General features: G+C 43.3%; 23 protein-coding genes. 22 read left to right on the top strand and 1 reads right to left on the bottom strand.

The annotated features are described in order from the left end of the window. The first annotated feature begins 806 nt into the window (after nt 1-806). The 15 genes from HMPREF0240_RS24995 to HMPREF0240_RS10655 all read left to right on the top strand — a co-directional run bounded on the left by HMPREF0240_RS24995 (nt 807) and on the right by HMPREF0240_RS10655 (nt 16099). On the top strand, nt 807-1523 hold the full coding sequence (locus tag HMPREF0240_RS24995) for a PocR ligand-binding domain-containing protein (protein WP_035313083.1): 717 nt from the start codon (nt 807-809) through the stop codon (nt 1521-1523). A gap of 3 nt (nt 1524-1526) precedes the next feature. Continuing rightward, nucleotides 1527-3554, top strand: a complete 2028-nt coding sequence (locus HMPREF0240_RS10585; protein WP_009003412.1) for an ATP-binding protein — start codon at nt 1527-1529, stop codon at nt 3552-3554. A 36-nt stretch (nt 3555-3590) separates the two neighbouring features. Continuing rightward, nucleotides 3591-4475, top strand: coding sequence for a response regulator (locus tag HMPREF0240_RS23445; RefSeq protein WP_009003413.1), 885 nt, complete (start codon nt 3591-3593; stop codon nt 4473-4475). Between the two features lie 15 nt (nt 4476-4490). After that, nucleotides 4491-6182: a hypothetical protein gene (locus HMPREF0240_RS10595; RefSeq protein ID WP_009003414.1), complete on the top strand. Its 1692-nt coding sequence runs from the start codon at nt 4491-4493 to the stop codon at nt 6180-6182. Nucleotides 6183-6384: 202 nt separating this feature from the next. After that, nucleotides 6385-7065, top strand: a complete 681-nt coding sequence (locus HMPREF0240_RS10600; RefSeq protein WP_009003415.1) for a response regulator transcription factor — start codon at nt 6385-6387, stop codon at nt 7063-7065. Continuing rightward, nucleotides 7058-8047, top strand: coding sequence for a HAMP domain-containing sensor histidine kinase (locus HMPREF0240_RS10605; protein ID WP_009003416.1), 990 nt, complete (start codon nt 7058-7060; stop codon nt 8045-8047). Before HMPREF0240_RS10600 ends, HMPREF0240_RS10605 begins: the two co-directional genes overlap by 8 nt. Nucleotides 8048-8204: 157 nt before the next feature. Further along, nucleotides 8205-8591 carry an NUDIX domain-containing protein gene (locus HMPREF0240_RS10610; RefSeq protein ID WP_035313085.1) on the top strand — a complete coding sequence of 129 codons (387 nt, stop codon included), beginning with the start codon at nt 8205-8207 and terminating at the stop codon, nt 8589-8591. Next, nucleotides 8588-9562: an HNH endonuclease gene (locus tag HMPREF0240_RS23450; protein WP_050794529.1), complete on the top strand. Its 975-nt coding sequence runs from the start codon at nt 8588-8590 to the stop codon at nt 9560-9562. The genes HMPREF0240_RS10610 and HMPREF0240_RS23450 overlap by 4 nt, the downstream gene beginning before the upstream one ends. 58 nt (nt 9563-9620) lie before the next feature. Then, nucleotides 9621-10001, top strand: coding sequence for a GNAT family N-acetyltransferase (locus HMPREF0240_RS10625; protein WP_083806177.1), 381 nt, complete (start codon nt 9621-9623; stop codon nt 9999-10001). A 6-nt stretch (nt 10002-10007) separates the two neighbouring features. After that, nucleotides 10008-10199, top strand: coding sequence for an MmcQ/YjbR family DNA-binding protein (locus HMPREF0240_RS10630; protein ID WP_083806180.1), 192 nt, complete (start codon nt 10008-10010; stop codon nt 10197-10199). A gap of 135 nt (nt 10200-10334) precedes the next feature. After that, complete coding sequence (locus HMPREF0240_RS10635; RefSeq protein WP_009003419.1) at nt 10335-10808, top strand: helix-turn-helix transcriptional regulator; 474 nt, start codon at nt 10335-10337, stop codon at nt 10806-10808. 264 nt (nt 10809-11072) lie between these two features. After that, the gene (locus HMPREF0240_RS10640; protein WP_009003420.1) at nt 11073-11561 is read left to right on the top strand and encodes a sigma-70 family RNA polymerase sigma factor; all 489 of its coding nucleotides are present in this window, start codon (nt 11073-11075) and stop codon (nt 11559-11561) included. Next, entirely contained in the window at nt 11551-12138 is a 588-nt protein-coding gene (locus HMPREF0240_RS10645) for a zf-HC2 domain-containing protein (protein WP_009003421.1), read from the top strand. Before HMPREF0240_RS10640 ends, HMPREF0240_RS10645 begins: the two co-directional genes overlap by 11 nt. A 225-nt stretch (nt 12139-12363) precedes the next feature. Then, complete coding sequence (locus HMPREF0240_RS10650; protein WP_009003422.1) at nt 12364-15243, top strand: response regulator; 2880 nt, start codon at nt 12364-12366, stop codon at nt 15241-15243. A 106-nt stretch (nt 15244-15349) separates the two neighbouring features. After that, nucleotides 15350-16099, top strand: a complete 750-nt coding sequence (locus tag HMPREF0240_RS10655) for a class I SAM-dependent methyltransferase (protein ID WP_009003423.1) — start codon at nt 15350-15352, stop codon at nt 16097-16099. 427 nt (nt 16100-16526) lie between these two features. On the opposite strand, the gene HMPREF0240_RS10660 is transcribed toward HMPREF0240_RS10655, so the two are convergent. Then, nucleotides 16527-17705 carry an iron-containing alcohol dehydrogenase gene (locus HMPREF0240_RS10660; RefSeq protein ID WP_009003424.1) on the bottom strand — a complete coding sequence of 393 codons (1179 nt, stop codon included), beginning with the start codon at nt 17703-17705 and terminating at the stop codon, nt 16527-16529. A gap of 345 nt (nt 17706-18050) precedes the next feature. Between HMPREF0240_RS10660 and HMPREF0240_RS10665 the strand changes: the two genes are divergently transcribed. From HMPREF0240_RS10665 to HMPREF0240_RS10695, 7 genes are all read left to right on the top strand, one after another. Beyond that, nucleotides 18051-19982, top strand: coding sequence for a BglG family transcription antiterminator (locus tag HMPREF0240_RS10665; protein WP_009003425.1), 1932 nt, complete (start codon nt 18051-18053; stop codon nt 19980-19982). Nucleotides 19983-20008: 26 nt separating this feature from the next. Then, nucleotides 20009-20470, top strand: a complete 462-nt coding sequence (locus HMPREF0240_RS10670; protein ID WP_009003426.1) for a PTS sugar transporter subunit IIA — start codon at nt 20009-20011, stop codon at nt 20468-20470. A gap of 1 nt (nt 20471) precedes the next feature. Continuing rightward, nucleotides 20472-20780 (top strand): PTS fructose transporter subunit IIB, encoded by a 309-nt coding sequence (locus HMPREF0240_RS10675; protein WP_009003427.1) that lies wholly within the window; start codon nt 20472-20474, stop codon nt 20778-20780. Next, a complete protein-coding gene (locus HMPREF0240_RS10680) occupies nt 20780-21865 on the top strand; it encodes a PTS fructose transporter subunit IIC (RefSeq protein ID WP_009003428.1) in 1086 nt (361 codons plus the stop codon). Before HMPREF0240_RS10675 ends, HMPREF0240_RS10680 begins: the two co-directional genes overlap by 1 nt. 131 nt (nt 21866-21996) lie before the next feature. Further along, on the top strand, nt 21997-22881 hold the full coding sequence (locus HMPREF0240_RS10685; RefSeq protein WP_009003429.1) for a class II fructose-bisphosphate aldolase: 885 nt from the start codon (nt 21997-21999) through the stop codon (nt 22879-22881). A 63-nt stretch (nt 22882-22944) separates the two neighbouring features. Next, nucleotides 22945-23670 carry a nuclease-related domain-containing protein gene (locus HMPREF0240_RS10690; protein WP_035313086.1) on the top strand — a complete coding sequence of 242 codons (726 nt, stop codon included), beginning with the start codon at nt 22945-22947 and terminating at the stop codon, nt 23668-23670. Between the two features lie 2 nt (nt 23671-23672). After that, nucleotides 23673-25301 (top strand): class I adenylate-forming enzyme family protein, encoded by a 1629-nt coding sequence (locus tag HMPREF0240_RS10695; protein WP_009003431.1) that lies wholly within the window; start codon nt 23673-23675, stop codon nt 25299-25301. Nucleotides 25302-25344: the final 43 nt, after the last annotated feature.

The raw sequence follows: 25344 nt of genomic DNA on the forward strand, positions 1-25344 counted from the left end.
TGCTGATTTTGCGGATTTCCTCTAACTGCTGCTAGTGCTCGCTAAAAGCATTTCCAACAGGACAGGTGTTTTTCACAGTCCGTCCCGGCTCACGGTAAGCTAGGTTCATCCGCCGATAGGAAAGAACTCTTTCCCCGGTTGGATCCCAGACCGGGCCAGTGGATGGAATAGAATTGGCGTAACTTTCGTATCCCCAGTAGGTTGAAAATAGGTTTTTCGGTATATTTAAAATAGAGAACCTCTTTCCGGCAAGCGGCACTAAGTCCCTTCTTGCAGATGAACGTTTACGCGCCGCCAGTCCACATCCGTTGCTCCGGTCAGGGATCCCACCCGTGGAACAAGCCCTTTCCTACCGTCCGGATGAGCCAGCTTTATGACAGGGATGACGGGGAGGTACTGGGGCTGTATCTGCCGCTGCGAAATGCTGGAGTGCGCTTACTGCTCCTTGGACAACCACTGCCGGGCAGGCGGGGAAAAACTTGATCACCGAATCAAGTTTTTGCTGAACCCAGCGCGGGAAATCATTAGATTTCCCGTGATGTGTTCAGTGTACCCGCCTGGCCGGCAGTGGGTGTCCTAGGAGCAGTTAGCAGCACGGTGTGCATCTCGCAGCGGCAGATACAGCCCCAGTACCTCCCCAGCATCCCTGTCATTAAGCGTCCCCGTCCGCCAACGCGACTAAAGCTCGTTGCCTAAATCCCGAGTTGATAAGAAGCTGGATTTCTGTTATATTTGTTGTATAACTTTGTTTCTGTTTATGGTTCTGTAAAGATACGGAACTCTTAATGAAAATGGAAAGGTGCCATATGGAAAAAAGTGCATTAAGGTGGCTTCAGTTTATAGGAAAAGAACAAGTACAGACTTTCCAGGATAATTTTGCGGCAAATTACAATATCAGTCTGTGTCTTCTTACGATAGACGGAGAACCGTTGACTGTCTGGTCAAATGAATCTTTATTATGTTATAAGCTTCAAAAAAATAATTCCGCAGAATGCATCTCATACAGAAAAGAATCTATAGCGGCAATGCTGAAAAAAAGGGAGCCGATTATAGAGTACTGTTATACGGGACTGGCTTATTTTTTGCATCCAATTTTTAGGGATCATGAAATTATTGCATTTTTCATCGGAGGTATGGTTTCACTATCAGAAGAAAAAGATGAGATTTTTGATAAATTTTCAGTGAATTATATGAAGAAATCTGATCTGGAGAATATTCTTACATTTCTCTCCAGTATTCTTTCCATGATTCATATGCCGGAAGAGGCGGAGGGGGTCGCAGCTCACAATAGTTACCTGCACACTCAGCTGATGAAAAAGTACGGCCTGACGGAACGGGAAGTAAGCATCATTGATTTTTTGATGAAAAGAAAGACGAATATTGAAATTGCCGGAAGTCTCTGCCTAAGTGAAAAGACTGTAAAGACACATGTGAGTAACGTAATTAGAAAGATGAATGTAAAGAACCGGATTGACGTTATGTTGATTTGTCAGGAACTTGATACCAAGGATGTTACGAGGTGATGCATGTCTATTAATAAAAGGCTTATTATTTTTAATTCTGTAATCATGATCCTATCTATGACGCTCGTTCTGCTGGTCTCTAATTATGCATTAAATAAAATGTTGGAGAATTCCGTAAAGAACTATCTGAAAACATCTGTTTATGCAGCAATGGAGATTCAGGATGCCCGTTTGAACGAAATGGAAAATGGCGCTTCTCTTATTATCCGTTTGGATGATGTCAGCGAGAATTATCTGGCGGGAAATCAAGACAATCTTTCATCCAGTTTGTCTGATTTGAAACAAGAATTAAACTATCTTGATCTGGGTATGTTCGTGGATGTATCCGGCAATGTACTTGCTCACATGGAAAAAAACGCAGACCGTGCAGGTAAGATCGCCCTGCCGTATATAGAAAAGGCACCGGACAGAGCGATAAAAACGCAAAGCGAGATAGATCTGCGAGATATATTTGAGACGGGTAGCGGCCAGGCAGAAAACTATGCAGTAACGTTGGAATCCACTGGGGACATATGCTATGACGGTCTTATGGCGATCGTTATCTCACCAGTCAAAGATGGTGGAGGACACATTCTGGGATATCTGATGCTGGGGGATATAATCAATAAGAACAGCTATTATACCACACAGTACAGTGAGATTATTCCAGATTCTTATCTTACCATATCTCTCGATGATCTAAGGATCTGTTCCAATATTTTTTCAAAAGATAAAAGTGATTATACAGGGACAACAATTCCGGATATTACACAGGATACACTGACGAAGAAGGAGATATATTTCGGATCAGAATATGCGCCGATCGGGGATAACTATTTCTTCCTTTATAAACCGCTGGAAGGTTATTTCGGAGAATTTCAAGGCTATCTTAGTGTGGGAATTCCGGAAAACATATTTATGAAGATGCTTTCTGTAAACCAAAAGATTGTAATTTCAATTATTTGTATAACATTTTTTGTTATACTTGTATCAAGTATTCTGTTTGGAAAAAGTATAACAAAACCAATCAGAGCCAGTGCCGATATTGCCCGCAATATCTGCAGGGGAGATTTTAAAGTGGCGCACAACTATGGAAATATGAAGAATCTAAGTTGTGAAACCAGGGAACTGCTGGTTGCAATGGAGGAAATGGCAAATACTCTTTATAAAAATAAAATGGATATAGAGCAGTACATAGATGAGCTGGTGAAAAAGCATAAAGAAGCAGACAGTCTTTCCCAGCAGCTGTTGGAAATGAATTCTACACTGGAACAAATGGTTGACGCAAGAACGATAGAGCTTCGGCAGATAATAGAAGAGCTGAAAGAATCGAATATGGTGAAGTCGCGATTTCTTGCAAACATAAGCCATGAGCTGAAGACGCCGCTTACCGGAAGTATTAATGCATCGGAACTGCTGCTGGATGAACTTTTCGGAACGCTCAATGAACGGCAGACAAAATATGTGAAAAATATTTGGCTCTCAAGCAACCAGTTATTACTTCTGATCAATGATATCCTGGATCTTTCCAAGATAAATGCAGGTAAGCTCAATGTGAATCCTGCTGTATGCTTTGTAAATGAAGTATTGGAAGAGGCTATTGGCATAGTAAAAAGTACGACATACAAAAAATCCATTGAACTGATTACGTCGGTGACACCGGATGAACTGGAAGTATGGGCGGATAAGCAGCTGCTGAAGCAGGTTTTGTATAATCTGCTGTCCAATGCGATCAAATTCTCTAACGAAAACAGTACAGTTTTTGTTTCAGCAGGGAACGTAAATAACCCGGAAAACAGCAGAACATATGTAAGATTCTGCGTCTCGGATCAAGGAATAGGGATTGCCAAAAAAGATCTGGAGCGGGTATTTGTGGAATTTGAACAGACAGACAATTCTTATTCAAGAGAATATGGCGGAACCGGTCTTGGACTTCCGCTTTCTAAAAAATGGGTGGAGCTTCAGGGCGGGAAAATGGAATTGCACAGCGAATTGAATGTCGGTACAGAGGTCATCTTCTTTCTTCCGGCAACAGAAGAGCAGGAAGTGTAAATACAGAGTTTCTGTAACAATACGGGGGAGTATGGGATGGAGAAAATTCTTGTTGTAGATGATAACGAAGCGATTTGTGATATGCTGTATGATGTACTCAATGAATGGGGATTTTGTGTGGAAAAAGCGTATCAGGGAATCAAAGTAATGCCGCTTGTGGATGAGTTTGGGCCGGATCTGATATTGCTGGATGTTATGCTGCCCGGCATGAATGGTTTTGAGATATGCAAACGAATCAAATCTGACCCGGAAAAAGAACATATTGCGGTCATATTACTTACGGTATTAAGCGATGTAAGCGACAGGATGCAGGCGGTCAATGTGGGAGCGGATCTGTTCCTGAACAAACCTGTGAATTACAAGGAGCTGCGAAAGCAGATGGGATATCTGCTGATGAGGAAAAAGCGGCTCGCTGACATGGAAAAGGCGGAGAGTGTGTGTCAGTTCATTCTAAACCTGGTTCGTTATATGGATACGGATTTATACAGCCATGCGAAAGAAGTGAAAAGATATTGCGACCATCTGCTTCATATTTTAAACTTTTCAGAAAATGAAAGGGTAGAAATCGATCTTGGAATTGCGTTTCATACATTTGGGGAATTTGTAATATCTCATGGAATCACGAAGGATGAGCTTGAAGACATTATCGCACCATTGAAGCTCTCTGGGCGGATCGTACCATATCTTAGGTATGAGGAAAGTGAAACATTCATTGATCGGGACAGCAGGAATGTGAAAGTGATCCGGATTGTTAAGAAGTTCTGTGAGTTTAAGCGGGAAGGGAAAAACAACGAGGAGTCATTGGCTCTCCTGGCAGAGATGGTACCAAAGGCGGATAGGGAACTACTGGATGGCCTTCAGAGGCAAATCAGTGCTGAAAAATTTATGGAAAACCTAAAATCAGGTAAAGAGAGACTCTAAAGAAGAGGCAGGTATATGATCGGGAAACGCAAACAGAAAGCAAGACAATTTAACAAGCAGCAGGTTGCCTTTATGGTTATCGCAATTATAGCGGTCACCGGTTTTCCCTATCTGCAGAAAGGCCTGTGCGGATATTTTCCGGATTTAATGTACCATTTGCTGCGAATTGAAGCGGTAAAAGATGCATTGTTGGAGGGCATATTCCCGGTTCGCATATATGGCAGCTTTTTCAACGGATATGGCTATGGAAGTCCCCTGTTTTATCCGGACATTTTCTTGGTTTTTCCTGCGCTGCTCAGAATATTATCGATTCCTCCCTTAGTAGTATGGAAAATATTTGCTCTGTGTTTGACGGCCACGGCATCACTGACGAGTTATTTTTCTATAAAATATATATGCAGGGACAGGGAATTTTCTATTGCGGCCACTTTTATGTTGATGTTGTCCCAGTTTTATCTGGCAGACCTGTGCCATCGGGTTGGGCTGAGTGAATATCTCGCATTTATATTTATTCCGGTTTTAATTGCGGGGATTTATGACTTTTTCGAGCTTGGAGGAGAAAAAACATGGCTCATGGGAATCGGGTTTGGGGGGCTGCTTCTTTCACATACAATTATGACATTTATCGGTGTGATACTCACCGCTCTTATATTTGTGAGAATGTTTTTTGTGGGCAGAAAAGATAACTTTTTATTTGACAGGAAACGTATGTTGAGACTGCTTGTTACAGCAGGCGGGGTGATTCTTAGCACTGCATACTTTACATTTCCTATGCTGGAACAGATGATTTCGGGTACATTTCAATATATGACTCCCTGGGCGAAGGTTGGGGATTATGTACAGCCGTTTTCTACATTTTTCAGGGTAACCGGATATTTCTCCCACATTGCGTATGTAGGGATTGGAATTCCGGTACTGATACTGCTTATTGTATGTCTGTTCTTGAAGAAGCCGAAGAATAAGTGGGCAGCCGTTTTTTTTATTGGGGGATGCGGGATGTTTTTACTGACAACACCGTTGTTTCCATGGGATAAACTGAATGATACAATTTTTAATATGATACAATTCCCTTATCGCTTTTATCCCTATGCATTACTATTTCTGATCATAGGAATTACGATGATATTAGCAAAGAATTTTTCGCTGGGAGTGAAAGGGCGGGGCGCAGTATTAGCAATTGTGATTGCGGGTTCTGTGCTTGGGGGAATCGTACAAAATACTACCATCCATAGCAGCGAAGAGTCAAAGCAGATTGATGCCGCCTATCTGGCTGAGAATACAGGTTATGTGGGAGCCGGAGAGTGGCTGCCGCAGGGCCTGGACGCAGACGTGGCGGGTATGACGGCCGGGAAAACGGTCAAAGCAGATGGAGAAATTACGAATCAGGAGCTGAGGCATGAAGGAAAATATTATTATTTTATGACCGAGAAGGGCGCCGACATATATACACTTCCTCTGATGTTTTACAAAGGCTATGAAGCATGGCTCTACTGCAAGGACGGTTCGTCGGTTCGCCTTATGCTGGACAAGTCAGACAATTCGCTGGTTCGCGTGCATAATACTGGAGGGAAAGACGGCAAAATACGTATAGAGTACGATGGAACAGCGCTGCAGAAGATTTCTAATCTCATTTCACTGGCAGCAGTTTTGGGGATTTTGGTGTATGTAGTTATAAGTTATATAAAAACAAGGCGCAGGAATTCCTAATATACTTTGTGAAATGTGTGGACGAAAAGTTTTTCCAATGATAAAATGCCGAGGGAGCTGACTCCTTTCTGCAATGGCCCTTTCTCACACTGTCTGGAGGAATTCACTGGAAGGAAACAGATAATGTGGAACGGATTTCTTAATCAGGTTGGCTTAGGCAGAAATTCGACTAAAAAAATATAACTGAAAGAAGGTCTTACTAATGTCACATATATTTTTGGTAGAAGATGATAAGGCGATCGCCAAAAACCTTATACTTTTACTGCGCTCGGAGGGATTTGAAGTGACCCACGCCTCCACGAGGGCTGAAGCTTTTAATGTGCTGGAAGGAAATAAATTCGATCTGGCGCTGGTTGATATTTCGCTGCCTGACGGAAATGGCTTTACGGTCTGTACAGAAATCAAAGATACACAGGATATTCCCGTAATCTTTCTGACCGCTTCCGGGGATGAGGCAAGTGTTGTTACCGGACTCAATATGGGGGCGGACGACTATATCACAAAACCATTTCGTCCGCGTGAACTGATCGCGCGGATCGGCACCGCACTGCGAAAAAGCGTACGTTCCGGGGCGGCTATTGAAATCTGTGGGCTGCAGGTAGATACGGCGAGCGGAGTTGTGAAAAAAGACGGCAGAGAGGTTTTTCTTTCAGCCTTAGAATACCGTTTATTACTGGTGTTTGTTAACAATCCCAAGAGTATTATTACAAGGGGCCGTCTGCTGGACGAATTGTGGGATGCGGCGGGCGAATTTGTCAATGACAATACCCTGACTGTTTACATTAAACGTTTGCGGGAGAAGATAGAGAGGGATCCTGCAAATCCGCAGATCATCCTGACTGTTCGCGGGACAGGTTATCGATTGGGGGGAGTGAATGCTTAGGAACAGGGAATTTCGGCAGTTTTCTATTGTATTTATCTTAATAGCAGCCGTTAGTGTATTACTTGGATTTAAAATAGGTATGGCCGCCGGAATCCTCACCTTTGTTTCTGCTGTGGTCTTTGGCACCGCATTTTACATCTATACCAGGGCCCGGTACAAAAGCATTGCACGGATTTCAGATCAGATCGATCTTGTGCTCCATAATACGGAACGCATGGATCTTGACGAACTGGAAGAGGGAGAGCTCTCTATTTTGTACAGTGAAGTGAAAAAAATGACACTGCGGATTCGGGAGCAGAACGATGCGCTAAAAAAAGAAAAAACACATCTTGCGGATTCGCTTGCCGACATAGCTCACCAGCTCCGAACCCCTCTCACGTCTGTGAACCTTCTCCTGACACTGCTGGCTAATACTCAGGATGAAAATGAACGAAAAGCATTTCTGCGGGAGACAGAGGAGCTGCTGGTACGGATGGATTGGCTGATCACATCGCTTTTAAAAATATCCCGGCTGGACGCTGGAGTGGTAGAATTCCAATGTGGGCCAATTGCTGTAGACACCCTGATATTCGCTGCGCTTCGTCCCCTTCAGATCCCAATAGAACTGCATAATATTGAGTTGTATACAGACTTGCCGGAGGGAATTGTGATCCAGGGTGATTCAGGCTGGCTTGCCGAAGCAATTCAAAATATTCTTAAAAACTGTATGGAAAGTGCAGGGGAGAACGGGAAGATTGAAATAATCTGCAAGGATACTATGCTTTTTACCGAGATATCCATTCATGACAATGGTGCTGGTTTTGAAAGGGAAGACTTACCCTGCTTATTCGACCGGTTTTATCGGGGGAAAAGTACAAATGCAACAGGATATGGAATTGGTCTGGCCCTTTGCAGGATGATTATAACACGACAGGGAGGAACCATTACCGCTAAAAACCACCCGCAGGGTGGGGCTGTTTTTGCCATTCGTTTTTCAAAGTAATGGGTATTTGGACTGAAGCCACTGAGATGTGAGATGAAAGCCTTTATTATATGGGGAGACTTAAGGAATCTGTGAGTTATAGGCAGATTCCTTTTTATATGGTAGAATAAAAGAAAGTGTGAAGTTTTCAATAAATAGTAAATTTGAGGGAATGAATATGCGTAGAATTATAGCGGCAGCCATTGTAAAGGAAGATAAGATTTTAATAGCCAGGCGTAAATACGGCTCGTTAGCAGGATATTGGGAATTCCCTGGGGGAAAAGTGGAAGGGAATGAAACGGATGCAGAATGCCTGAAAAGAGAAATCATGGAAGAATTTACAGTGAACATAAAGGTGGAAGAATTTCTTGGAGAAGAGCGATTTTCTATTGAAGGAAAAGAATGTTTGATGGCATTATATAAGACAATGTGGATGAATGGAAATTTTGACCTTACTGTGCATAGTGAGATTGTTTGGGTGACGAAGGAGCAACTACAAAAGTATATGCTGGCACCAGTCGATAAAATGTTGGTGCAGAAAGGGTGTTTAGAGGAAATAGTATGAATTATTTTTTCGTGTTCCAGAATAAAACTTTTAATGAAGAGTATCTTGGTAGATACTTGTGGGCGCCACAGTATGGTAAAGACGGTAGAACACAGGCGCATTGGCTGAGGATGAAAGATGTTAGGCGGGGTGACATTATCATACATAGCTTTAAAAAACGGATAATGGCAATCAGCATTGCAAAAAGAGATGTGTATGAGGCAAAAAGGCCATCAGACATTTTCAATGAATGGGAGCAAGAAGGTTGGCGAGTAGATGCCACATATATTCCTTTTAATAAACAAATTATAACATCAGATTTTATAGAAGAGTTATTAAAATCGCAACCACAGAAATACGCGCCGTTTAATAAAAGTGGTGGGGGCAATACAGGGTATTTGTTTAAGGCAAATAAGTCAATGTATGAACTTATTATAAAGCAGACAGCGGCAATCCAGATGACTGAACAAGAAAGACAAAGCGTTATAGCGTTGTTAGATCCGAAAGATGAGGCTCAAGAGGCGATGACGGAACTTGAGATTGTAATGGATCTGGAGGAGGCGAAAGCAAGGCAATTATCACCCGAAGGTTTGGCGGCCCAAGTTAAAAATGGCAAAGCAAAAAAAGCACAGAAATCAGAAACCACGGTTTATTATAGGAACCCATATGTAAAAGAAATGGTCAAGCATATTGCCGAGGGGAAATGTCAAATGTGCAGTAAAGAAGCCCCTTTTTATGATAAGGATAGTAAACCGTATTTAGAAGAACATCATGTGAACAGGCTAGCGGATGGGGGAAGCGATACGATGGATAATGTGGTTGCATTATGTCCAAATTGCCATAGAAAAATTCATGTGTTAAATGATGAGCAGGACACAATATTGCTAGAGAAAATTGCAGAAAAGAATGATAAATACTATCAGAGACTGTTAGCATATGAAGAAAAAATGGAAAGTAAGAACTCCTCTAATTCATCAGAAGCGGTAAAATAGAAAAAGTACGAATATATAAAAATATAAATCTGCATTAGAGCTCGCCCTGAGAGTTTTTATGGAGTACGAAGCCCCCGACTATTCCGGCGAAGGTGTTGAGACATTTAAAAGAACTGCCATTTACAATAAAGAGTACATCGACAGTATTACAATATATGGTGCATTTGAAAACCGGAAATTATTAGGCATTATTGCAACAAGAAATGAGGGAAATCATATAGCTCTGTTTTTTGTAGAAGGTCAATATCACAGGCAGGGAATCGGTAGAAAACTATTCCAGGAAGTTCTTGAGCATAGTAGATCAAATGAGATAACAGTTAATTCCTCACCCTATGCAAAAGAGGTATATCGTCACTTAGGCTTTAAGGATACCGCGGCGGAGCAGATTACAGACGGTATGAGATATACGCCTATGGTATTCAAAAAAGAGAGCCTATAAAACGGGATCTTACGAACAGATCCCCAGTGGCGGGATTTTTGGAGACAGGCATTTACCTCTGTGCAGCCGGCCTATCATCTGAATAAGGAATATTGGAACTCGATTATCCTGGATGGGACGGTACCGGAGGAAGAGATACGGCGGATGATCAGTGAGAGCTATGATCTGACTGCTCCGAAGAAGAAAAGGAAATCATAGTGTATAAAATCAGGCTTTCTTTGAATTGCTTATCTGATGCGCGCTCCGGTTGCGCGATTATACACAGCAGTCGCTGGAATGCAACCGACAGAATGGCTATAGTAGAGGCAAGAAAAAGAAAGGAAGGCAGCACACATGGAAATATCAGAAAAAATATTACAGTTAAGAAAAGCCAATAATCTGACACAGGAGGAACTGGCCGAGAAGTTAAATGTATCGAGACAATCTATTTCTAAATGGGAGTCAGGACAGACAATACCGGAGCTGGAAAAGCTTATATCTTTGAGCAGTGTTTTTCAGGTTACAACAGACTATCTGCTGAAACCATCCGAATTGGACGAGTTGTCTATTAAGACAGAGATATTGGAAAAGAAGCAGCAGGAATTAGAGAAGGAGAGTAAGAAAAGAAAGAGTTCACAGATATGTATCTTGAGCTGTGCAGGAATTTATCTGGCAGCAATTGTTGTGGTGATTCTTATTCGCAACATCTCACAGGAGAATGATTTTTTATGGAATATCTTTCCGGGGATCACACTGCCGCTGATTGCCTTTCTGCTTGCCACGGCAATATCCATTTGGGTCTGTGTCAGGCATAAGAAGAACGTCTGAAGATGCAGGAGTAAAGACGAATAAGGTGTACCCAAAGGGTAACCCGTAACACATGCTCTGCGGGCGGGTCCGCAGCCTGGCTGCGGAATAAGGAACATAAATCGTAAACGGTGTTTAGAGATTGTAATATCGTGAATTAAATAAGCGTTTTCATAAGGCTGTTGCTGCTCTGTGCAGCAACGGTCTTTTTATAAATATTAAAAACTTTAAATTATGTTGTAACGAAAGTTGTTTTAAAGGAACATATAGGCAAGGAGGTAGAACATGAAAGATATAGAACAGATTTATAAGAAGTATATGCCGCAAGTGTATAAATTTCTGTTTAGTCTTTGCCATGATACCCATATGACCGAAGAATTGACACAGGAAACTTTTTATCAGGCAATGAAGACCATTGATGATTTTCGCGGAGACTGTAAGCTCTATGTGTGGCTGTGCCAGATTGCCAAGCATTTATGGTATAAGGAACTGAAGAAAAAAGAGCGGGAGAAGCCGTCGGAGATAACAGAAGACATCGTGTCTGCGGAGCAGGGGCCGGAAACTTCCGCGATTCAGAAAACGGAGGTTCTGGAGTTATATAAAATACTTCACACTTTAGAGGAGCCATTAAAAGAAGTGATGTATCTGCGGTTAAACGGAAATTTTTCTTTCAAAGAGATCGGGGAAATCCTGGGCAGGGATGAAAACTGGGCGAGAGTAACATTTTACCGCGGTAAGCAGAGGATAAGAAAGGAGAGCCACTATGAAATGTGAAATGATTCGGGATTTGATGCCGTTGTACATTGACGGACTGACAAGCGAAGAGAGCAATAGAGAAATAGAAAAACATCTGAAATCCTGTAAAGAGTGCAGAAAGTATTATCAGGAAATGACAGGGGAAATCGGAGAGGCAGTGCCCATAAGTGAGGAAGAACTACAGGATGTGGAACTGATTAAGAAAATGAAAAAGAAAAAGAGGAGAAGGATTCTGGGAGGGATGGCAGGCATCGTTTTGGCTATTGCGGTCATAGTTGCTTTCATGCTGCCCAAGGTATACAGTCAGGTAAAGTTCGAAGATATCAGTTTAAAATCCGGTACCAGAGGGAATAAAGCGTATATAGAACTGGAAACGAAACCGGGCTACGAAATATATTTTTCGGGGACAACGAAGGAGAATGAGACATATTTAAAAGTCTTATCTGTCAGAAAAGTCGGCGGAACAGAAAAAGATCAGACGGGATGGGAAGATGAGATTGGAACGAAGGAGAATCCCTGTAAATGGACAATCGAATTTAAAGACAAGATTGTGGTCTTTGAAAATGGAGAACTGGTAGAGCAAAAAGATAAATAATAGAACTATTCTGATAAAGGAGGAATCCCCAGATTGAAGTAAGGTGAGTATGAGGAATTCCGGCAGAAAGAGGAAGTGATACCGGGGATAACAGGAGAAGTGTATCCGGAAAGCCTTTCTAACCGGTTGAAACTGTGTTATGATTAGAAAAACTATGTTTCCCGGGAAATGATTTACAGGCAAAACTGTGCAGATTTTAACAGTGGAGACAGAGGAGGGATCTGCGTGGGTAAAAGAGCACTTGGGGAAGTGGAGGCACTTGCTCAGAAAATATTGAAAACTTATTTCTGTGATTCCGAAATCGAGTTTATGATCTCCACATTTGCGGAGGACATCATATGGCTCGGCGGGGGAGAGAAGCAGAAAGCAGAAGGACGCGAAGCTGTGGCGGCCTGCTTCAGGGCCGGCAGGGACGGAATGATAGCCTGTGATATGTCCGAGGAAGTTTATCACACAATGGAGCTGGGCGGAGACTGCTATCTCTGCGAGGGAGTCAGCAGGCTGCGCAGCAGGCCAGAGACAGAGGCGTATCTCGATACGGTACAGAGAGTGACATTTGTTTTCCGGGAGAAGGGTGACGGGCTGGAGACAGTACATATACACAATTCTGTGCCATTTGCAGAGATCAAAGATGACGAGTTATTTCCAGTTGAGGCAGGCCGGGAGGCGTTTCAGCGGCTTCAGTCAGCTTTAAATTTGAAGAATAAAGAATATTCGCATCAGGCAAAGTTTCTGGAACAGCTGTATAACACCGTTCCATGCGGTATCCTTCAGTTCTCTACAGAGAAAGAACATGAGGTGATCTCGCTGAACCGTATGACCTGGGAATTTTACGGATACTCTTCGGAAGAAGCGTACCGGCAGGAGATAAAGAGCCCCCTTCAGACAGTGCAGGATAAAGACTATGACTGGATAATGTCTATAATTGACGGACTGGAACTCAATGGGGAGCCTGCATCCTACCGCCGTCATTGTGTTAAGCCGGGGGGAGAGGAAGCCTGGATCAATGTGGCCATGGGACGAATCGTCGACAGTAACGGGGAGGAAGTGATACAGGCCGTATTTACAGACATTACCGGGCGGGTGCAGCTGGAGATGGCGCAGGAACAGGAACGCATTCTGGAGAACCGGTTCCTGAGAGCCGCGATCTATACAGTATATCCTTTGATTATGAGTGTCAATCTGACGAAGAATACATACAAATGTTTTGTGGATAACCAGAAGGAATATTCAATTCCGGTGAAAGGCACATATACAGATCTGATGACGAAGAGTCTGCCTTTCATATACCCTTCTTATCAGGAGGATTTCGCATCAATCTGGGATCGGGAGGAGCTCCTGAAGCGGTTTGAGAACGGCGAGCGCGAGATTTATATGGAATTGAAGGGAAAGGGACTGGATGGTGTATACCACTGGCTTGCTATTCATGTCATCTATGTGGAGAATCCCTTTAATAATGATGTGCTGGCGATCGATCTGGTACAGCTTCTTGACGCCCAGCGGCAGGAGCAGGCGCGGCAGGAGCAGTTGCTTCGCGACGCCCTTTCCTCCGCCAAGGCAGCGAACCGTGCCAAGTCGGATTTTCTGTCACGTATGAGCCATGATATCAGGACGCCGATGAATGCCATCATTGGGATGAGCACCATAGGGCAGTTGAAAAATGAGGACACAAAGACTGTGAAGGACTGTTTCCAAAAGATCGATGCATCGTCCAGATACCTGCTGTCTCTTATTAATGATATTCTGGATATGTCCAGGATTGAGAACGGGAAAATGGAGATCGCCCACGAGATTTTTGATTTTAAAGCATTTGTAGACGAAGTAAACCAGATCATCTATCCGCAGACAGTGGAAAAAGAAGTTGATTACGATATGCGGTGCAGGGAACCTCTCGAGGCACAATATATCGGAGACTCACTGCGTATGAAGCAGATTTTGATGAATCTGTTGTCTAATTCTCTGAAGTTTACTCCTTCGGGAGGCTATATCAGTATAGATATCAAAGAAGAGCGGCGGACCAATGGGTTTGCATATATGGAATTTGTTGTACAGGACACAGGAATTGGAATGTCGGATCAGTTTATGCAGAAGGTATTCCTGCCGTTCGAACAGGAGGAGCCCGGAAATGCACGCAACAATGTAGGCAGCGGCCTGGGCCTTTCTATAGTCTACAACCTGGTGCAGCTGATGGGCGGCAGCATTCAGGTGAAAAGTGAAAAAAATGCGGGTACTACATTTATTGTGTCAGTGCCGTTCCAGATTGTTTCTGATGATGTGGAGAGGGAATGGGAGCGGAAACGCCAGAATCTTCTTAGGGGATTCCAGGTACTGGTTGTGGACGATGATCCGGATGTAGGAGGCCAGACATCTGTTATTCTGGAGGATATCGGGGCGGTTACAGTCTGGGCGGAATCGGGGCTTAGAGCGGTCAGGGAAGTAGAGAAAGGTATCCGGGAAAACTGGATGTTCGATATTGCCATGATCGACTGGAAGATGCCGGGAATAGACGGGATCGAAACTGCAAGACGGATTCGCCGTCTGGTAGGGCCGGATACGATGATTATAATGATGACTGCATACGAGTGGAGCGGTATTGAAAACGAGGCCCGGGCTGCCGGGATCGATTATTTTATTGCCAAACCTTTATTCCGTTCAGCCATCTATGATACATTTGCACATCTCCATGAAAAGGAGCCTGTTAAGGTATATAAGAGTGCAGGGACATTAGAAGGGCGGCGGATTCTGCTGGTGGAGGATAATGAACTCAACCAGGAAATAGCCAGAACCCTTTTGGAAATGAGCGGGGCAGAAGTAGATACAGCAGGAAATGGCCAGGAAGCGGTTGACAGTTTTGGGAAGAATCAGCCGGGAACATACCAGGCTATACTGATGGATATCCGCATGCCTGTGATGGATGGACTCGAAGCTACAAGAAAAATCCGGGCGCTGAAACACGAAGATGCAGCCCGGATACCGATACTGGCCATGACGGCCAATGCATTTGAAGAAGACAAGAAAGAAGCCTATGATGCAGGAATGACAGGATATCTTATAAAGCCATTGGATATAAAAGATCTGATCAGTGAGCTCACAAAAGTAATATAAAGAGAAAGGGGTAAACATATGTGCGGAGGTATTATTGCACAGAAGATTGCAACAGCCCATGCAGAAGCGAATAGATAACAATATTTTGCATGGGAGGATTATAAAAATGAAAGAAAATAAATATAATGATGAAATATTTTTTGAGAAATACAGCAAAATGAGCCGTTCAAAGGACGGCCTGAAAGGTGCGGGAGAGTGGTCAGAGCTTCAGAAGGTTCTGCCGGATTTTCACGGGAAGCGGGTGCTTGATCTTGGCTGCGGTTATGGATGGCATTGCCTCTATGCAGCGCAGAACGGGGCAGCATCCGTGCTTGGGATTGACATCTCAGAGAAAATGCTGGCAGCGGCAGCGGAAAAAAACAGTCATAAGAATATAGAATACCGCGCCTGTGCCATGGAAGACCTGGAATTTCCGGACAATACATTTGACATTGTGCTCAGTTCCCTGGCATTTCACTACGTAAAGGATTTTGAAACACTGGTGAGCAGGATCAGCCGCTGGACAGTACAGGGAGGAAACTTCGTATTTTCCGCCGAGCATCCAGTATTCACGGCCTCTGGTTCACAGGACTGGTATTACGATGCAGAGGGGAATATCCTTCACTTTCCTGTGGATAATTATTATTACGAGGGGGAAAGAGAAGCCGTATTCCTGGGGGAACGGGTGATAAAATACCACAGGACACTGACTACCTACTTGAATACACTGCTGGTAAATGGGTTCGAACTGAGAAATATCATAGAACCACAGCCTCCGGAAGAAATGCTGGGGATAACCGGGATGAAAGACGAGATGCGCAGGCCTATGATGGTGATTGTGTCCGCCTTCCTGAAATCGGGACCCGAATGCGCTTGACACGGCCTGGTAAAACGGGCATAGGGGTGTCTGGATGCGGCGTAAGGCGGCAAGCTGGAGTAGAAGTAAAAAATAAGGAAAACCGGGGCAACCTGGACACACCACCTGAAGCCTTGATGGCTTCAGGCGCTGGGTCCAGGAATTTTTGTGATTTGTGATCACAAAAATTGCCCCGGTTTTCCTTGTTTTTTACTTTACTCCAGCTAACCGCCTTACGATGCATCCAGACACCCCTATGCCCGTTTTACCAGGCCGTGTTAAGCGGCATTCGGGTCCCGATTTCAGGAAGGCTGGGTGCAGCAAGGCGGGAGGGCGCCCAGGGACTTGGCTGGGCGGCGCGGGAGAAAAGGGGATGTGGATGTGCTCAGCTCCGTTGATGGGGCGGGGGGACAGGGGGATATATGGCGGCGGAGAATGTTCAGAGTTTTTAACGAGCCATTTCGAAAATTTTGATTACGTCTTCCTTATATAAAGTCTGGAAGAAGCCAACGTGTCCGCCCCCTGTGGCAACGCATTTTTCAGCCATTTCTTCAATCTGTGCGCTGGTCGGAGTTACACCTAGTTCACGAAGACTGGTCGGCATTCCGATAGAGCGGCACCAGATTTCCCAGGCTTCAATACCTTTGAGGGCAGTTGCCTCAGTATCATAGAAATTCTGTGCTACATCAAAGACACGGACTGCGAACTGTGCGAATCTTGCAGGATTTGTCTTATATACATATCTTGCCCAGCTTCCCCAGATAGCACAGAGGCCTGCGCCGTGAGCAACATCAAACATACCGCCCAGTTCATGTTCGATTTTGTGAGATGCAAAGTCGGATACACGTCCGGTTCCGGTCAGCCCGTTGTGAGAAAGGCTTCCGGCCCACATCAGGGTTGCGCGCGCTTCATAGTTTTCAGGGGCTTTTACAGCAGTCAGAGCAGCTTCACGAACAGATACAAGAAGTCCTTCTGCCATACGGTCGATCAGGTCCACATCTTTTGTGTTTGTAAAATACCGCTCCATTGTATGCATCATAATATCAGAAGCACCGCTGGATGTCTGATATGCAGGAAGTGTATATGTAAGTTCCGGGTTCATGATCGCAAATTTTGGACGGGCGCAGTCATGGTTGTAAGAACGTTTGAGCATGCCGTCTTCGATGGTGATTACCATAGAGTTGCTTGTCTCAGAACCGGTTGCTGCGATTGTTGAGATACATCCGATCGGTGCAATTTTGTCGGTGGCAGCTTTGCCGAGCAGAAGGTCTTCCAGTTCAAAATCATTTGCAAGGCCGTAACCGATTCCTTTGGCAGAATCGATTGCGCTTCCGCCGCCAATCGGAAGCAGGAAGTCAACTCCTTCTTCTTTACAAAGCCGGATACCTTCTTTTACTAATCCGAGTCTTGGATTCGGAACAACTCCGTCCAAATCTACATATTCCAGTCCGGCATCAGTAAGTCCCTGGTGGATACGGTCTAAAGTACCGCTCTTCTGAAGATAATCGCCGCCGAAATGTACGAGTACTTTGTGACCGCCCATTTCCTTAATGACTTTACCGGCTTCTGCTTCAACACCTTTTCCAAAAATAACTTTTGTGGGGTTATAAAATTCAAAATTAATCATGTGTAAATCCTCCTAATTATAAAAGATTATTGTACTGTCTCTTATTATAGACGTTTCGGAAAAAAAGAATATTTGATAAATTGCACCAACTAAGTGAAAAAGAATAGGTATAGATACAAAAACACAGAAACAGTGTATGAAAAACAGAACCGGAATTTTGAAAAGTATATAAAACAAGCGGGAAATCAGTTAAAGTGCATAAAAATAAGGAGAAAAAATTTGTCAGATGTGATATATTTACCATTGATTGCACTAAGTTCATTGGCTAAAGTGCAATTAACTAAATTGTAAATAACTGCTGAAATTAGGTATAATATCTATAGAACAGCAAGGAAAGGTGGTCAAATGTTTTTACCAAGAGAAAAGAAAATCCTTCATTTACTCTATAAAAATGAAAATAAGTTTACCACATCACAGATTGCTGCGGAATTGAAAGTCAGCCCAAGAACAATCAAGGCTGATATAAAGAAGATCAATGAGATTCTTGAAAAAAATTCCTGCAGTATTAAGACAAAGCAGGGGGTTGGCCTTTGGCTGTATTATGATGAAGCCGGAGAACAGTTTCTGCAGTCAGTCTTGTATGAGATGAAGGATTCCTATATCTCATCGGATGTGAGGAAATATTACGTTGCTGCTTATCTGCTCTTACATAATAAAGAGTATATATCAATGGAAGCAATTGCAAATTTACTCTATGTGAGTAAAGGAACGATTGTGAATGATGTATCGGAGCTGGTTTCATTCTGGGAGAAATTCGGTATTACTTTCATAAAGAAAGTAAAATATGGGATTAAGGCAGAAGGTTTGGAAACACAGATTCGATGGGCGCTGACAGATGTACTGAAAAAGGTCGGCGGAAATGAGAAGATACAGACTCTGTTTACAAAAGTGCGGCTGGAAAGCTTGAAGCGTGTAATCCGATTGGCAGAGAATCGGTTCCATTTTGTATTGACGGATATTTCCTTTGATGAATTTTTGATTCAGCTTGCGATTCTGATAACGAGAGTTCAGATGGGATGTGTGACAGAGCCGGAGGAAAAAGATGAACAGGCAAGTGAAGGCAGAAAAGCCTGGTTTGTAAGTCGTTATATCCTGGAGCAGATATATGAACAGTTGGATGTTGAAATTCCAGAATCAGAGATTACATTTTTGATGACGTGTCTTTTGGCAGTTAGATATCAGACTCCTATGACGAAAGAAAAGGACAGAGAGAAGACTCGTGCCAGAGAGCCGCAGATGTTTGATGATATCATGTCACTTCTACAGGAAGTGGACGAACAGTATCAACTGCAACTGGAGGAAGACAGCGAATTGGCATGTGCGCTGTTCGATCACCTGGAATGTATGGTTCACAGGTTTCATAGCATGATGTATCTGGAAAATCCGATTTTGGATTCGGTGAAAAAGGAAATGTTCTACGAGTATGAGATTGCTTCTTATCTGATATCAAAGTTCGGACAGAAATACGGACTGGAAACGACGGAGGATGAAATCGGCTATGTATCATTTCACATAGGAGCAGCCATAGAACGTACACGACAGAAAATGAAAAGAAATCTGTCAGTCACAATTATCTGTATGACCGGTATCGGAACGTCACAGTTTGTTTCCATGAAGCTGAAACGATTGTTCCCGGAAATGGAAATCAAGCAGATTATTTCGGGAAATCAGGCAGATAGTTTAGAACCGGAGGCGCAGGATTTTGTAATCTCAACAGTGCCTATTTATATAGAGGGAATCGAAGTGCTTCATGTATCGTCGGTTTTGAGCGAGACGGATATTCAGAGAATACGAAAATATATTCAGAAAAGAACAAGTCATCTACAGGAAGAAAATACAGAATATTTTTACCTGAAGAAGTTTTTGAATAGTTCCATCTCCATTATGAACTGCGATTTGAAGTCAAAAGAAGAAGTAATCAAACTTCTGGGAGGAAGGATGGTCAGCGAAGGCTATGTAGATGAAGGGTACATACAGTCTGTATTCGAAAGAGAAGAACTTTCGGAAACCGCAGTAGGCAGTCTGGTAGCCATACCGCATGCATTTGAAGGGCACATACGGAAACAGGGAATCGGATTCATGACTTTACAGAAACCCATCTTATGGGGCTCGGAGAAAGTACAGATTATCTTCATGCTGGCATTGGATGCAAAGGTGGAGAATAACTTCCAGAGAATTTTTGGAGATGTGCTGGACCTGACACGAAATATAAAGGATGTTGAACAGGTTTTAAAAGCTAAAAAAATCAGCGAGATAGATATTTTGACAAAGGCATAGATATGCAGGAAAGGAATTAACACAATATGAATGTTTCAGAAATGGTGAATGAAAAACTTGTGAATTTTGGATATGAAGCCAAGACAAAAGACGATGTAATCAAAGGACTTGGCAAAATGATGTATGATGCAGGGAAAGTAAATGACCTGAATAAATATATTGAAGGACTTTACGAAAGAGAGGCCGTATTTTCCACGGGGGTCGGAAACGGTGTCGCAATACCCCATTGCAAATCAGACTGCGTCAGAGAGGCAGCATTTACACTGGTCAAACTAAAAAATCCGGTGGAATGGGAAACACTGGATGGACGTCCGGTTGACTATGTGATTATGCTTGCCGCACCAAACACATCAGATAACGTACATCTGGAAATGCTTTCTAAGTTAGCGGCGAATCTGATGGATGATGATTTCCGGGAAACGCTGAAAGGTACATCCACAGTCGAGGAAATTAAACAGTTATTTTCATCAAAAAAGGAGGAAGAGTAATATGTATATTTTAGGAGTGACAAGTTGTCCGGTAGGAATTGCACATACCTATATGGCAGCATCCAATCTGGAAAAGACTGCAAAGAAAAAAGGTCTGGAAATCAAAATCGAAACACAGGGTGCAGCCGGTGTTGAGAATGAGATCACAAAAGAAGATCTTAAAAGAGCAGACGGAGTAATTATTGCAAGTGATGTAAGAATTAAGAACGCCGAGCGTTTTGACGATTTGCCGACACTGACCGTCGGTGTCAGCGAAGCAATCAAAGATGCAGAAGGAATTATTAAAGAATTATTGGAGGCGTTAGAATAATGGCAGAAATCAAAAGAAAAACAAAAAAGAAAAGCCAGGGAGCTTTTCTGAGAGATTCTATTATGACAGGTATTTCCTACATGATTCCTGTAATTGTAGGTGCAGGTGTAATTCAGGCAATTGCAAAGGCAATGGGCGGATATGATATCGGAAACCACATGGATCAGATTGATACACTTGCAAAAGCAATCATGCTTCTCGGACAGAACATGATGAACTATGTTGTACCGGTTATCGCAGCATTTATCGCATATGCGATGGCTGATAAGCCGGGACTTGCACCAGGTTTTGTAATGGGTGCTCTTGCAGGCGCAATCAATACCGGATTTGTGGGTGGTGTTGTCGGTGGTATCATGGTTGGCTATTTTGTACTTATGTTAAAGAAGATTAAGGTGCCAAAGGCAATACAGGGTATCATGCCGATTCTGGTCTATCCGGTAGTTACGACCCTGGTCTGTGGTCTGCTTATGTATTATGTAGTAGGACGCCCGATCAGTTGGTTTATGGCATGGATTACATCAGGACTGATGGCTCTGAGCGGTGGTTCCAGATTCGTACTCGGTGCAGTAATCGGAGCAATGATTTGTCTGGATCACGGCGGTCCTATTAACAAAACAGCAGCTCTGTTCGTAAACGGGCTGAATGCTGACGGATTCTTAATTCCTACTTCTGCTAAAATGTGTGCAGGCATGACATCTCCTCTGGGAATTGGTCTTGCATGTTTCATCGGCGGAAAGAAGAAATTTACAGAATCTGAAAGAGAGCAGGCAAAATCACTGTTTATTCTGTCATGCTGCTACGTACAGGAAGGTGTTATCCCATTCCTGATGAAAGACCCGGTTCGTGTTGCAATTTCCTGCTGTACAGGTGGTGCGATTACAGGTGGTCTGTGTATGATGCTCGGTCTTGAGTCTCCGGCAGTTCATGGTGGTGCATTTGTTATTGCCATGACATCCAACCCACTTTTGTTTATCGGCCTTTGGTTGTTAGGCGGTTGCATTACAGGTGTTCTGTATGCACTCCTCAGAAAACCACTGCCGGAAGGGTATGAAGAAAGCGAAGAAGACATTGTATCTATTATTTAATCTTCAGAAAGGAAGAAGCTTAGGCTTTTTCCTTTCTACACTTAAAGCAGAACCAGACAGACGGCTAGATATATTTTTACCGGGTGCCGAAAAGTATGTACGGCAATTCGGGATATAAGGAGAATAATAATATGTATGTATCAATGAAGGATATGCTCTGGCATGCACATAAAAATAATTATGCAGTCATGGCGATCAATTGTGTAAATATGGAACAGACGAAGGCTATTATCCAGTCGGCAGAAGAAGAAAAATCCGCGGTAATCATCAACATTTCCCCTCGTCAGATGAAAGCCCACGGACATGGAGATATTCTTGCTCCAATGATTAAGGGAATGGCAGAAAAAGTATCAGTTCCGGTTGCATTCAATCTGGATCATGGCGCTGACCTTGAAGATATTACAGCGGCAATGAAATATGGATTTTCAAGTGTGATGATTGACTCTTCCAGTTATGATTTTGAAGAAAATGTGAGAAGAACACAGCTTGTAGCTTCTCTTGCACACGGCATGGGACTTTCCTGTGAAGCAGAATTAGGACATGTAGGAATGGCAAAAGAGGCAGATAACGAAAAGGTAGACTTGTACACAGATCCACAGCAGGCTAAGGAATTTGTAGAGCAAACAGAATGTGACTGCCTTGCAGTGGCGATCGGAACGGCTCACGGAAGTTATCCGAAAGGATTTGTCCCGAAACTGGATTTTGACCGTTTGAAATTATTAAAAGAGACGCTGCAGAGGCCGCTTGTACTTCACGGTGGTTCCGGTGCGGGAGAAGAGAACATCAGAAAAGCGGTAGCATATGGAATCAATAAGATCAATGTATGTACAGACTTGTTCAAACATGCGAGAATCGCGACAGCAAAGGCACTGGAGGAGAATCCGGAAATCGATTATATGGATCTTTGTATTGTGGCACAGGATGCAATGAAAGAATTTATTAAGAGTTACATGAGAGTTATCGGCTCCAGCGGCCGATATGATTTTGACAAGTATGAAGGGCCGGAGTTTGACTGATGTTTTGAAAAAAAGAAATGCATTCATTCCGACAATCGGCGGTGAATGTACATGAGGTGGACTATGGGACAGGATGTTTGGTTGGAATTACTTCCGGGACTGCTCCTGGTAGCAGGAATTATTGCAGTTTTTAAAGGCGGAAGCGGATGGTATCTTTTTCGCCGGAGTATCTATAAAGAAATCTATTCTAATTATCTGGAATATGCAATGAGGAAGAAAAGCCTGACAAAACTGTCGGAAAGCTATTATCTTGATTCGCGGTTCGGCAGGCACAGGATTTTTTATCAGCTTGCCGCTGCGAAAGGGGAAAGATACCCCCAGGCTTACGTTATCATCTTGCTGACCAGCGGAATGTATGTATTGGATATTAAGAATCAGACCGGCGATATTGAAGCATCAGTCCGGGGGGATTTTAAATATCAGACAGTTGAAAAAGCGAAGAAAGGCGAAAAAGCTAAAGTTGAAATAAAAATGATGCGTAATCCGATGGATGAAATACGATATTTCCAATCGCAGATTGTTCGGAAACTAAATAAAGAAGAACTTACGATTCATCCGATCGTCGTGTTTCCGGATGCGAGTACATTGACATGGAAAGACAGGAAAATGCCGGATTCGGTTGCGGTAATTCACAGAAAACAAGTGTATCAGACAATCAAAGAAATGCATGAGAAGAGAGCAGATGTTTTCAGTGAATCAGAAATTAAGCGTATGTATCTTGCGCTTGCTGGAGAGGTGCTTGAAGCTGAGAAAAAGGAACGAGTCGGCTTCAGAAAAAAAGAGGTGTAAGCATGTTAAATGGAAAAGATGTATGGAATATGTGGTTTCAGAAGGAGATGGGTGACCTGACAGTCGGAGACCGGACCGTTTATACTTTTCCGAAGATGAAGAAAAGTTTTTATGAGATGCTGAAAGATACGGCAGAGAAATTCTCAGAAAAAACAGGCCTTTGTGATAACTGGGGGCGCTGTTATAGCTATCGGGAATTTCTTCACATGGTGGATTCCATGGCGGCATATCTGAAATATGTGCGTCATTTGGAAAAAGGAAGCCATGTGGGACTGCTTTTAAATAATGGAATTGAATTTGCAACATCCTTTTATGCTTTATGTAAACTGGGGGCCGTAGCTGTGCCGTTTCCGACGAAATACCGGGAGCCGGAAGTACGTTCCCTGATTGAAAAGGCGGATCTGCAGGGAATTCTAGTGAGTGAGGATTACGGATGGGTTCGGTCTTACAGAGAAGCCGGAATATTTGTAGATGTAACGGTAGACGAAGAGGACGGATATGGTTTTGCAGAGGCAATCGTAGAAGGAAATATCACAAAGATGATGTGTGCAGAACCGGGATGTGGTGAATTGAATGATGAGCTTATCCTGATGTTTACGTCAGGGACGACTTCTGCAAGTAAAGGTGTCATTTTAAAAAATTATAATGTCAATCATGCGGTGATGATCTATCAGAAACTGCTGGAACTTGGTCCGGAGGATAAAACAATTATTCCCGTACCGATTTATCATATCACAGGTTTGGTGGCGCTGCTTGGGCTGTTTGTTTATATCGGCGGAACAACATACCTGTATAAGCGGTACGATGCAAAGCGGATTCTTGAAGGTGTGAAGGGGGAGGGAATAACATTTATGCACGGCTCACCGACCGTATTCGGGCAGCTGTTGGATTATAGAGAAGAATTTCCGGAGCTCCCGAGTATCCGGACACTGGCATGCGGCAGCAGTTATATGCCTGTGGAAACGATGAAGAAGCTGCACCGCTGGATGCCGCAGATGAAATTTTGCAACGTTTATGGAATGACGGAAACTTCTTCACCGGGAACGGTATTTCCGTATGATGCGGCGACAAGCCTTTATCCTGGGTCAGAGGGAAAACCGGTTCCGGGACTGATGCTGAAGATATTGGATGACGATGGGAAGGAAGTGCCGAACGGTACGGTTGGAGTCGTATATTTAAAAGGTGCAAATATTTGTGAATATTATTATAATCTGAAGACCCCTCTGATCACGGAAGACGGGTGGCTCAATACCGGGGATATGGGATATATCAACGAGGACTCGTATGTGTTTATCGTAGACCGGAAAAAGGACATGATAAACCGGGGCGGAGAGAAGATCTGGTGTACAGATGTGGAGGATGAACTTGTTGCGGTCGAGGGAATTAAAGATGCAGCAGTGGTAGGGATTCCGAGTGAAAAGTACGGAGAAGTGGCTGCGGCATTGATTGTTCTTGAGAGTGGCGTGCAGATGACAGCAGAGGAACTGAAAGCGGATTTGAAGAGTCGTTTGGCAAAGTTTAAGATACCGGAGCAGATTTTATTTGCAGATGCAGTTCCGAAGACACCGGGACTTAAAACGGATAAAAAAACAATTAAAACGATGTTTGCTGATGCGGATAGAATTTCGTAAGAGGATGGTTTACGGTGAAATGAGATGAAAGAGAAAGGAATGA

Origin of the sequence: Clostridium sp. D5 (assembly GCF_000190355.1) — a bacterium.
Classification (GTDB): domain Bacteria; phylum Bacillota; class Clostridia; order Lachnospirales; family Lachnospiraceae; genus Faecalicatena; species Faecalicatena fissicatena_A.

Coding starts and splice junctions, on each gene's coding strand:
- HMPREF0240_RS24995 (WP_035313083.1), top strand. CDS start 807: ATGGAAAAAAGTGCATTAAGGTGGCTTCAGTTTATAGGAAAAGAACAA.
- HMPREF0240_RS10585 (WP_009003412.1), top strand. CDS start 1,527: ATGTCTATTAATAAAAGGCTTATTATTTTTAATTCTGTAATCATGATC.
- HMPREF0240_RS23445 (WP_009003413.1), top strand. CDS start 3,591: ATGGAGAAAATTCTTGTTGTAGATGATAACGAAGCGATTTGTGATATG.
- HMPREF0240_RS10595 (WP_009003414.1), top strand. CDS start 4,491: ATGATCGGGAAACGCAAACAGAAAGCAAGACAATTTAACAAGCAGCAG.
- HMPREF0240_RS10600 (WP_009003415.1), top strand. CDS start 6,385: ATGTCACATATATTTTTGGTAGAAGATGATAAGGCGATCGCCAAAAAC.
- HMPREF0240_RS10605 (WP_009003416.1), top strand. CDS start 7,058: ATGCTTAGGAACAGGGAATTTCGGCAGTTTTCTATTGTATTTATCTTA.
- HMPREF0240_RS10610 (WP_035313085.1), top strand. CDS start 8,205: ATGCGTAGAATTATAGCGGCAGCCATTGTAAAGGAAGATAAGATTTTA.
- HMPREF0240_RS23450 (WP_050794529.1), top strand. CDS start 8,588: ATGAATTATTTTTTCGTGTTCCAGAATAAAACTTTTAATGAAGAGTAT.
- HMPREF0240_RS10625 (WP_083806177.1), top strand. CDS start 9,621: ATGGAGTACGAAGCCCCCGACTATTCCGGCGAAGGTGTTGAGACATTT.
- HMPREF0240_RS10635 (WP_009003419.1), top strand. CDS start 10,335: ATGGAAATATCAGAAAAAATATTACAGTTAAGAAAAGCCAATAATCTG.
- HMPREF0240_RS10640 (WP_009003420.1), top strand. CDS start 11,073: ATGAAAGATATAGAACAGATTTATAAGAAGTATATGCCGCAAGTGTAT.
- HMPREF0240_RS10645 (WP_009003421.1), top strand. CDS start 11,551: ATGAAATGTGAAATGATTCGGGATTTGATGCCGTTGTACATTGACGGA.
- HMPREF0240_RS10655 (WP_009003423.1), top strand. CDS start 15,350: ATGAAAGAAAATAAATATAATGATGAAATATTTTTTGAGAAATACAGC.
- HMPREF0240_RS10660 (WP_009003424.1), bottom strand. CDS start 17,705: ATGATTAATTTTGAATTTTATAACCCCACAAAAGTTATTTTTGGAAAA.
- HMPREF0240_RS10665 (WP_009003425.1), top strand. CDS start 18,051: ATGTTTTTACCAAGAGAAAAGAAAATCCTTCATTTACTCTATAAAAAT.
- HMPREF0240_RS10670 (WP_009003426.1), top strand. CDS start 20,009: ATGAATGTTTCAGAAATGGTGAATGAAAAACTTGTGAATTTTGGATAT.
- HMPREF0240_RS10675 (WP_009003427.1), top strand. CDS start 20,472: ATGTATATTTTAGGAGTGACAAGTTGTCCGGTAGGAATTGCACATACC.
- HMPREF0240_RS10680 (WP_009003428.1), top strand. CDS start 20,780: ATGGCAGAAATCAAAAGAAAAACAAAAAAGAAAAGCCAGGGAGCTTTT.
- HMPREF0240_RS10685 (WP_009003429.1), top strand. CDS start 21,997: ATGTATGTATCAATGAAGGATATGCTCTGGCATGCACATAAAAATAAT.
- HMPREF0240_RS10690 (WP_035313086.1), top strand. CDS start 22,945: ATGGGACAGGATGTTTGGTTGGAATTACTTCCGGGACTGCTCCTGGTA.
- HMPREF0240_RS10695 (WP_009003431.1), top strand. CDS start 23,673: ATGTTAAATGGAAAAGATGTATGGAATATGTGGTTTCAGAAGGAGATG.